Origin of the sequence: Erwinia sp. PPS120 (assembly GCF_047918655.1) — a bacterium.
Taxonomy (GTDB): domain Bacteria; phylum Pseudomonadota; class Gammaproteobacteria; order Enterobacterales; family Enterobacteriaceae; genus Erwinia; species Erwinia tasmaniensis_A.
In genome coordinates, this window is sequence record NZ_JBLREF010000008.1 from 162,886 (window position 1) to 170,908 (window position 8,023).

Sequence of the window (8,023 nt, forward strand, 5' to 3'; positions counted from 1 at the left end):
CGTGGGCCGTCCTTATCATTATTGCATAACGCCGGCCAGTGACCGACGTTAAGCATTACTTCTTAGCGTCGTCCGGCAGCGCATAGGCCACGATATAGTCGCCCAGCTTAGTGCCGAACGAACCGTGTCCACCGGCCGCGATCAGCACGTACTGTTTGCCATTTACTTCATAAGTCATTGGCGTGGCCTGACCGCCCGCTGGCAGGCGAGCTTCCCACAGCGGCTTACCGTTGGTGACGTTAAACGCACGCAGGTAGTTATCTGCCGTTGCCCCGATAAACATCACGTTACCGGCAGTCGAGATTGGCGCACCCAGCATTGGCATACCCATCTTGAATGGCAGAGGAACCGGCGAGCTGTCACGCACGGTACCGATGCGTTTTTTCCACACGATATCATTTGTTTTCAGATCGACAGCGGAGATGTAGCCCCATGCCGGCTGCTTGCAGGGGAAGCCAAGCGGTGACAGGAACGGGTTGAGCGTCACGCCAAACGGTACGCCATACTGAGGCTGTACGCCCGTTTCAGTGCCGCTACCGCCTTTATCTTTCTCACCCGGCCACAGTGGGTTATTCGGGCCACGCGGGATCAGACGGGAAACAAACGGCAGCGCCATTGGGTTGGTCACGGCGATCTGACGGTCGGTATCAACAGAAATCCCGCCCCATTCAAACATACCCAGGTTGCCCGGGAATACCAGGGTACCCTGCTCGGATGGCGGAGTGAACGGGCCTTCATAACGCAGCTGGTGGAACATCACACGACAGATCAGCTGGTCATAGATTGTCGCTCCCCACATATCCGCGCCGGTCAGGTTTTTCTTCGGACGGTAGGTCAGCTCGGAATAAGGCTGAGTTGGAGAAACATGGTCACCTTTAGCAGCGCCCTGTGGAACCGGCGTTTCTGGCGCTGGCACAACCAGCTTACCGTTACGGCGATCCAGCACGAAGATATTACCGGTTTTAGCCGGAACATAGACGACCGGGACTTTGTTGCCGTCTTTGTCATTAATATCGGCCAGGGTTGGCTGTGCCGGTACATCCATATCCCACAGATCGTGGTGAACGGTCTGATAGAACCAGGCCAGTTTACCGGTGGTGGCATTTAGCGCCAGCAGGCCGCTGGCGAAGCGTTCCATTTCTGGCGTGCGGTTGCCGCCCCAGATATCCGGCGTAGCGACACCGATAGGCAGGTACACCAGATCCAGCTTAGCGTCATAGGCAGCGGGTGCCCAGGAGTTAGGCGAGTTGGCAACGTAGTTCTGCTCGCCCTGCGGCAGAATGTTAGGGTCTTTCGCGCCGGTATCAAATGCCCACAGCAGCTTACCGCTGTTAACATCAAAACCGCGGATGACCCCGGATGGCTCTTTGGTCGAGTAGTTATCGGTTACCGCACCGGCAATAACGATAGTTTTATCGGTAATGACCGGAGGTGAAGTCGGCTCATAGGCACCTGCGCGTGCAAAAGGCATATTCTGTTGCAGGTTCAGTTTACCGTTGTCGCCGAATCCCGGGCAAAGCGCACCGGTTTCAGCATCCAGCGCATACAGATGACCATCGTTTACCGGCAGGATAATGCGGCGTGAACACAGAGCAGGCTTACCGCCCGCAGGGGTTGCAGCGGCGTCAGGCGTTTCGTGGTAAGAGACTCCACGGCAGGTCACGTGCTGGAACGAGGGGTCGGTTTTCAGCTGTGGATCAAATTTCCATTTCTCTTTACCGGTAGCCGCATCCAGTGCAAACAGGATCTGGTGCGGGGTACAGAGATAGAGCGAATCACCAATTTTGATTGGCGTCACTTCATCCGTCAGCTCACCTGGATCGGTTGGGCGTTTCATGTCACCGGTGCGGAACGTCCAGGCTTCCTTAAGCTGCCCCACGTTCTTATCGTTAATCTGCGTTAACGGTGAGTAGCGCGTTCCCGCCTGAGTACGGCCATAGGCGGGCCAGTCACCGGCTGCAACGCCGTCAGCGGATTTCTCCACGTTGGCCGCCTGTGCCGGGGTAAGTGACCCGTTGATTTCCTGCGGGTCGTTAAAGACCGACCAGCCCAGGGCAATCACCGTGACCAGCAGCACCACGCCCAGCGCGCCGCGTGCAAACCGCCCCGTGCTCAGACCGCGGTAAATGAATGGCAGAACCATCCACAGGCCGAGGAAGAAGGTGACGTCCAGACGTGGCGTCAGTGCCCAGAAGTCAGTCCCGACTTCCCAGAGCGACCAGACAAGGGTCGCGAGCAGGAACACCGCATACAGCAGAAGTGCTGATGAGCGGCGACGGAACAGCAGCCAGGCGACAGCCAGCTCTACCACACCAGCGATGATGTAATAGACTGAACCCCCCAGCTTAGCCAGCCAGATACCGCCAATCAGCAGGTATAACCCGCTGAGGGCGGCAAACACAGCCGTGAGGATCACGAGGTTCCGTGATAACGGTGCTTTAGTTTGCATAGTATGAACCTTACCAATATTTAACGTCTTCGATTTAGATCGGGATCTTAACCGCTTAAAACACCCGGTTTCTTACTGCTTATCCATGCCGGTGTTTTTACCCTGCCCGCTGGCCTACGCCAGAGTGGCAGACTGTTGTGGATATCTGATTAAAAAGCATAGGTGAGGGTTGCCCCTCCACCGTAATTTCGGCCCGGTGCGGGTTCGTAAAAGCGGCCATTGCCCTCATTAACAATCACCGAGCCGACATACGCCCTGTCGAAGAGATTATCGACGCGGCTAAAAAGATCGAGCGACCATTTATCCCAGTTGAAGCGATAGCCGGTATTCAGGCTGACCACCGTCCAGGAAGGCGCCTTAGCATCATTTTCATCATCGGCCTGGATGCTGCTGAGATAGCGGATATCCGCGCCCGCATGCCAGCCCTGTTCCGGTGCCCATGCCAGCGAGGCATAGCCCATATTACGCGCAATACCCGGCAGGCGATTACCAGAGGGTGTGCAATCGCCATTGTCGTCGCAGGACTCGTTGCGATAGGTGGCATCAAGATACGTCCAGGCCGCTTTCATCTGCCAGTTTTCAGCAAACTGCTGATCGAACGAGGTTTCAATCCCCCGTCGGCGCGTTTTACCGGCATTTTTATAGACCGATCGCCCGTTGCTGCTGTCAGCCACCACCAGCTCATTATCGGTGTTGGTCTGGAAAATCGCGGCGGTCAGCAGGCCATAGCCAAGGCGGGCTTTGCTGCCCAGCTCGAACGTATCGCTGGTCGCAGGTTTCAGACCCAGATTAAGCCCGGTTTGACTGCCATCAACAGAGCGGTAGGAAAGCTCATTGATCGTCGGCGTTTCAAAACCGCGACCCGCAGAGAAATAGAGGTTCCATGCATCGGTCAGCGCATAGTTCAGCGATCCCATCGGCAATAATTTATGGTAGCGTTTGCTGCCGCTGTCATCGCCGTTCCCGGTGGTCACGTAGTAATCCTGTGAGTCAAAGCTCACCGTACTGTAGCGCACACCCGCGTCCAGCGCCCACTTCTGCGTTAGCGCCCAGTGCGTTTGCAGATAGGGATCCAGATTCCACATCTGGTTCCTTTCATTGCGCCGCTGGCGGCCCTTCTCGCCAAACGCGGGCACGCCGTTAACCAGCTGATAGTTTTCAAAACCCTGGCGGCGTTCGGTCATGGTTTCATAGTCCAGACCGCCAGTAAGCGAGAACGGCACGGAACCGATCTGGTCGTCATGCCTGATGCGGGTATCAATGCCGGAATATTTCCGCTCCAGCACAATCACGCCGCCGGGATAGGCGGGCTTTAGCTGAGGGGCCAGTGGGATAGACTGATACTGCGTGGTGTGCCGCTCGCCGTGCCAGGTGGTCAGGGTTAACTGGTCATTATCCGTCAGTTCGCGCTGGTAGCGCAGGCCCACCTGGGTCTGATCGAGACTTTTGCGCGTATTAAAACTATCGCCGCGCGGAGACTGACGGGGATTATTTTGCCATTCCGCTTTCGTCAGCCCACCGGGGTCATTGGCATCCACGGAGACGGTGTTAAACATCAGCGTCAGCGTGCTGGCTTCATCCAGGCGCACGCCGAATTTGCCGTTACCGAGGTTTTTTTGCGTTCCGCTATGATCGCGATAGCCATGAGTCGTAAAGCGCGAAGCGGAAAGGGTGTAGTTCACGTCACCAACGTGCGTGCCATCCCCCGTTGCGCCGCTGGCTTTGACGCTGTTTCGCCAGCTGCCGTAGCTGCCAAAATAAGTGCCGGCGGTAAGGGTGGCTGGCTGATTACCGGTTTCAGTATCGATGTTGACCACGCCGCCGGACGCGTTGCCATAAAGCGCTGACCAGGGGCCTCGCAGCACTTCTACACGCTCAATTGAATTGATATCAATATTCGAGGTTTGCCCCTGCCCGTCCGGCATCGTGGCTGGAATGCCGTCCACATAAACCCGCACGCCCCGTACGCCATACATGGAGCGGCTGCCGAATCCACGCACCGATAGCTGTAGATCCTGCGCATAGTTCTGCCGGTTTTGAATTTGTAAACCCGGCACGCTGCCCAGCCCTTCAGAAAGGTTAACCTGAGCGTTATCGCTGCGCAGATCCTGGCCGCTCAACACGCTGACCGCGGCAGGCGTATCCAGTTCGGATATCCCGCTGCGCTGCCGAATGACGATAAGCGAGCCATCGCCCGCCGTCGCTGCCTGAGCGGAGGAGTTTTGCGCAGAACTGGCTGCAAAAGCTGGCAGGCAGAGTAGCGGCGTGAGCAGAAAAGCAGAGGTTTTGTTTTTCACTGGGTCGATTCAATATCTAAAAAGTAATCCGTCATTTAGGCATACCAGCCTGAAGCCCGACAGCAGGGATCCTCTCCCTGCCCGGTCGCCAGCGCGAAAAGCCCGTGCGCATCATTGCAGCAAAAGTATACAAGCAGTTTGTAATCTTGCCCGCCTGCCCCTCTCTGATGATAAAAAAATAAGAGCCAAAAGTACTTATTCCGGTGGGAAACGCGCTATGCCTGTCAGGCTACCAAAGTGTGAGGCTGCGGCATGCATATCAGGCCACCGACTGAGAGACGGGGGTATTAAAGGAGGCAAAAGTGTAGCACTCAATAATGACTTTGCGAATCGTTGTTATGATTTTCACCCATTTGATTTACTAAAAGCCACAAAATGGTAAAAAGAGTGTGAAAGAAAATATATAAGGTGTGTTTAACCATGATTTATAAGCGGTTTTTTCAGACTCATCCGTACAGGACTAGCGACTATAATCAACTTACACATACAAAAAAGGATCGGCTATGCGCAGGTATGCCACTGATATGCTCATGCAGTTATGCTCATCCGCCCGCATCGGTAGCGGAGGAATTCTCCTTGCGCTGATGCTGCTGAGCGGCTGCTCTTCAGATAACCACAGCATGGCCTGCCACGGAAAAATGGAGACGCTGGCCGGTGCGCCGTTAGGCAACGTTGAAGGAACCGTCACCGATCGTTTCACCTCGTTCAGGCTCACCCTGTCGCAGCCGAAACTCGCGCTGGAAAGCGGCCCGCTTAAAAGCAGCGATCCACGCCAGTATATTCCCTCAGCGGTAACCAAAGAGGGCTGGCTGGCGCAGCGGCTTTCCGACACCCGCTTTAGCGTGATCGGTGCGCCTCAGGACAGGATGATAATTTTGTCCTGCCCTGCCCGCGCGCTCTGACCTTTACCCTTTTAACTCTTCCTCTGAGGATAATGCCCATGTTCGCCAGCCAGATGATCAACAACCGACAAACCTTTTTTGGTCGTGGCAGCCTGCAGCAGCTGCTGCCGATACTGCGCGCGGCACCGATGCCCACGCTACTCTTCTGCGGACGCTCTTTTCTGAATGGCACAGCGTGGCAGACACTGAAATCTGAGCTGGAACCGCTCCTTATCGGACATGAAATTGTCAGCCATGAGGCGTCTCCGGATGAGATTGACGCCTGGGTAAGCCGCTGGCGCGGCGATGCCCGGCGCGTGGTGGCGATAGGCGGAGGAAGCGTACTGGATGCGGCAAAAGCCTTTGCTGCGCTGAGCCAGCATCCGCTTAACACGCTGCGCTATCTGGAGAAGGTGGGCGATACGCCGGTGAGCGGTGACACGCTGCCGCTGATCGCCATTCCTACCACGGCGGGGACCGGCAGCGAAGTGACGCAGAATGCCGTCGTCACGGATAAGGCGGAGATTAAGGTAAAGGCTTCGCTGCGCCACGCTAATTTTGTGCCGCAAATAGCCATCCTAGATGCTGACCTGCTGCGCGGTGCACCCGACCACGTGCTTGCCTGCTGCGCCATTGATGCCTTTACCCATCTGTTTGAGGCTTACTTCTCCAGTAAAGGGAACATGCTTACCCGCCTGACGGCGCTGAACGGCATGCGTGCGTTTATTAGCGCCTGGCCCCATCTCAACCGCACTGATGAGCTGGGCGACAGCGCGCGTGAGCAAATCCTGCTTGCCTCATGGCAGGGAGGATTAAGTCTCAGCATGTCGGGCCTGGGCGTTATCCACGGCATTGCCGGCGAGCTGGGCGCGATCAGAGACTACCACCACGGTGAAGTCTGCGGCCGTCTGCTGCTGCCCTTCCTGACCATACTGGAACGCAGTGAAAATACTCAGCAGCAGGCACTGATGAGCGCGCTGGGCGACGCGCTGTTCCCCGGATTTACGCTGCCGCCTGCACGGCAGCTGGCCCAGTGGTTGAAAGACAATGCCATTATGCCCTTCTGGCAGGAGCCACCGACGCTGACAGAAGAGGAGATGCAGTGGATCCTGGCCCGTTCGGGCAGTAAAAACTCGCTGGTGAATTACAGTACGGAGCAGCGGCAGCAGATGCTTGAGGCGGCATTTACCCAGGTGTGAATACTGATGGCGTAACCCTTTGCCTGCACAGGGATAGTGGGCGGTTTTTGCAAGCGAAGCGTAAATTTTTCGTTAAGGTCGCCCGGCTTAGGATTATTGACATTGTTATACGCCGGCTTCGCCCGCAGATTGTGCCTGTCCGTCAGCAAATGAATCACACCAGAAGGGAACCATGATGAAAAAATCAGGCATTATTGCCCTCAGCGCACTGCTGTTTGCGACAGCCAGCACCGGCGCTTTTGCCGATGGCCCCCAGCCGGGACAGGGTAACACGCAGCAGTCACCGCTAAAGCGTCCGCCTCAGGGCGAACAGAATGGCAACGCACGCCAGCAGGGTGGCGGTGAACACAATGCGCAAGCGCAGCATGGCGGGCAGGCGCAGCAAAATTCACAACCCGGGCGCGGTGGGCAGGCTCAGCATTCTCAGCCTCAGGGTGGCGAACGCCAGCAGCCGCAGCATATGGCTCAGGCAGATCGCGCACCGGGGCAGCGTCACCACCAGCAACCCCGTCATGCACAGCCCGACTTCCGTCAGGGTCGACCGCTACCGGAGAAATACCGGGGTGAAGGCTACCAGGTCAATGACTGGCATCAGCGCGGCCTGAAGGCACCTCCTGCCGGTCATCGCTGGCAGAATATCGACGGTAACTACGTGCTGATAGCCGTCGCAACGGGCGTTATCACCTCCGTAATCACCCACCACTAAAGTCACTCACCTGGTGAAAGCCTCTTTTCGCCAGGTGCTTCATACGACGATGTACCCACTGACGTTATTCAGCCACGGGTACCCTCAGTTGAGCCACCGGGCCAGACCCAGCCAGACACCCGGCACAATCAGGAGTACCCCTACCAGCCATTTAGTCAGCGTAGAAAGCGAGGAGTGGAGCGCTATTCTGACGCTTTCGACATCTTCCCGTGTGGCGTAGTTGGCCTTGATAACGGCAACGTCAATCAACAGCTTTTCCACCTTACTTTCCAGCAGCGTAACGCGTTCAATCATCGTTTTCTCCTTTTAACGACATGTTCAAATTTTCAACTAAACGATACCCGATCAACAAACACGAGTCAGCTAAAAGGCGACGTATTCCTGCGAGGCCACCTCCAGAAATTGCATGAAAAATATGCAACCTGGTCTGATAATGAATTATGCATGGCGCATCCGGGGGGAGTAACACGCCATCGCGTCGAAAGCAGATG

The 8,023-nt window shown here is 56.3% G+C and carries 6 protein-coding genes; 3 read left to right on the plus strand and 3 right to left on the minus strand.

The features are described from left to right. Window positions 1-55: 55 nt before the first annotated feature. Window positions 56-2,449 (minus strand): glucose/quinate/shikimate family membrane-bound PQQ-dependent dehydrogenase, encoded by a 2,394-nt coding sequence (locus ACLRGG_RS05615; protein ID WP_416248804.1) that lies wholly within the window; start codon window positions 2,447-2,449, stop codon window positions 56-58. A 149-nt stretch (window positions 2,450-2,598) separates the two neighbouring features. Then, entirely contained in the window at window positions 2,599-4,746 is a 2,148-nt protein-coding gene (gene pqqU, locus ACLRGG_RS05620; protein WP_416248805.1) for a TonB-dependent receptor PqqU, read from the minus strand. 524 nt (window positions 4,747-5,270) lie between these two features. Between pqqU and ACLRGG_RS05625 the strand changes: the two genes are divergently transcribed. The 3 genes from ACLRGG_RS05625 (at window position 5,271) to ACLRGG_RS05635 (ending at window position 7,532) form a co-directional block, all read left to right on the plus strand. Continuing rightward, window positions 5,271-5,648, plus strand: a complete 378-nt coding sequence (locus ACLRGG_RS05625; RefSeq protein WP_416248806.1) for a hypothetical protein — start codon at window positions 5,271-5,273, stop codon at window positions 5,646-5,648. Between the two features lie 38 nt (window positions 5,649-5,686). Further along, window positions 5,687-6,826 carry an iron-containing alcohol dehydrogenase gene (locus ACLRGG_RS05630; RefSeq protein ID WP_416248807.1) on the plus strand — a complete coding sequence of 380 codons (1,140 nt, stop codon included), beginning with the start codon at window positions 5,687-5,689 and terminating at the stop codon, window positions 6,824-6,826. A 172-nt stretch (window positions 6,827-6,998) separates the two neighbouring features. Then, complete coding sequence (locus ACLRGG_RS05635) at window positions 6,999-7,532, plus strand: RcnB family protein (RefSeq protein ID WP_416248808.1); 534 nt, start codon at window positions 6,999-7,001, stop codon at window positions 7,530-7,532. Window positions 7,533-7,616: 84 nt separating this feature from the next. Here ACLRGG_RS05635 and ACLRGG_RS05640 read toward each other — a convergent pair whose 3' ends face one another. After that, the gene (locus ACLRGG_RS05640; RefSeq protein WP_416248809.1) at window positions 7,617-7,826 is read right to left on the minus strand and encodes a hemolysin XhlA; all 210 of its coding nucleotides are present in this window, start codon (window positions 7,824-7,826) and stop codon (window positions 7,617-7,619) included. Between the last annotated feature and the right edge of the window lie 197 nt (window positions 7,827-8,023).

Bases quoted from the DNA above. Each gene is read 5' to 3' on its own strand.
- ACLRGG_RS05615 (WP_416248804.1), bottom strand. From the start codon at position 2,449: ATGCAAACTAAAGCACCGTTATCACGGAACCTCGTGATCCTCACGGCT.
- ACLRGG_RS05625 (WP_416248806.1), top strand. From the start codon at position 5,271: ATGCTCATGCAGTTATGCTCATCCGCCCGCATCGGTAGCGGAGGAATT.
- ACLRGG_RS05630 (WP_416248807.1), top strand. From the start codon at position 5,687: ATGTTCGCCAGCCAGATGATCAACAACCGACAAACCTTTTTTGGTCGT.
- ACLRGG_RS05635 (WP_416248808.1), top strand. From the start codon at position 6,999: ATGATGAAAAAATCAGGCATTATTGCCCTCAGCGCACTGCTGTTTGCG.
- ACLRGG_RS05640 (WP_416248809.1), bottom strand. From the start codon at position 7,826: ATGATTGAACGCGTTACGCTGCTGGAAAGTAAGGTGGAAAAGCTGTTG.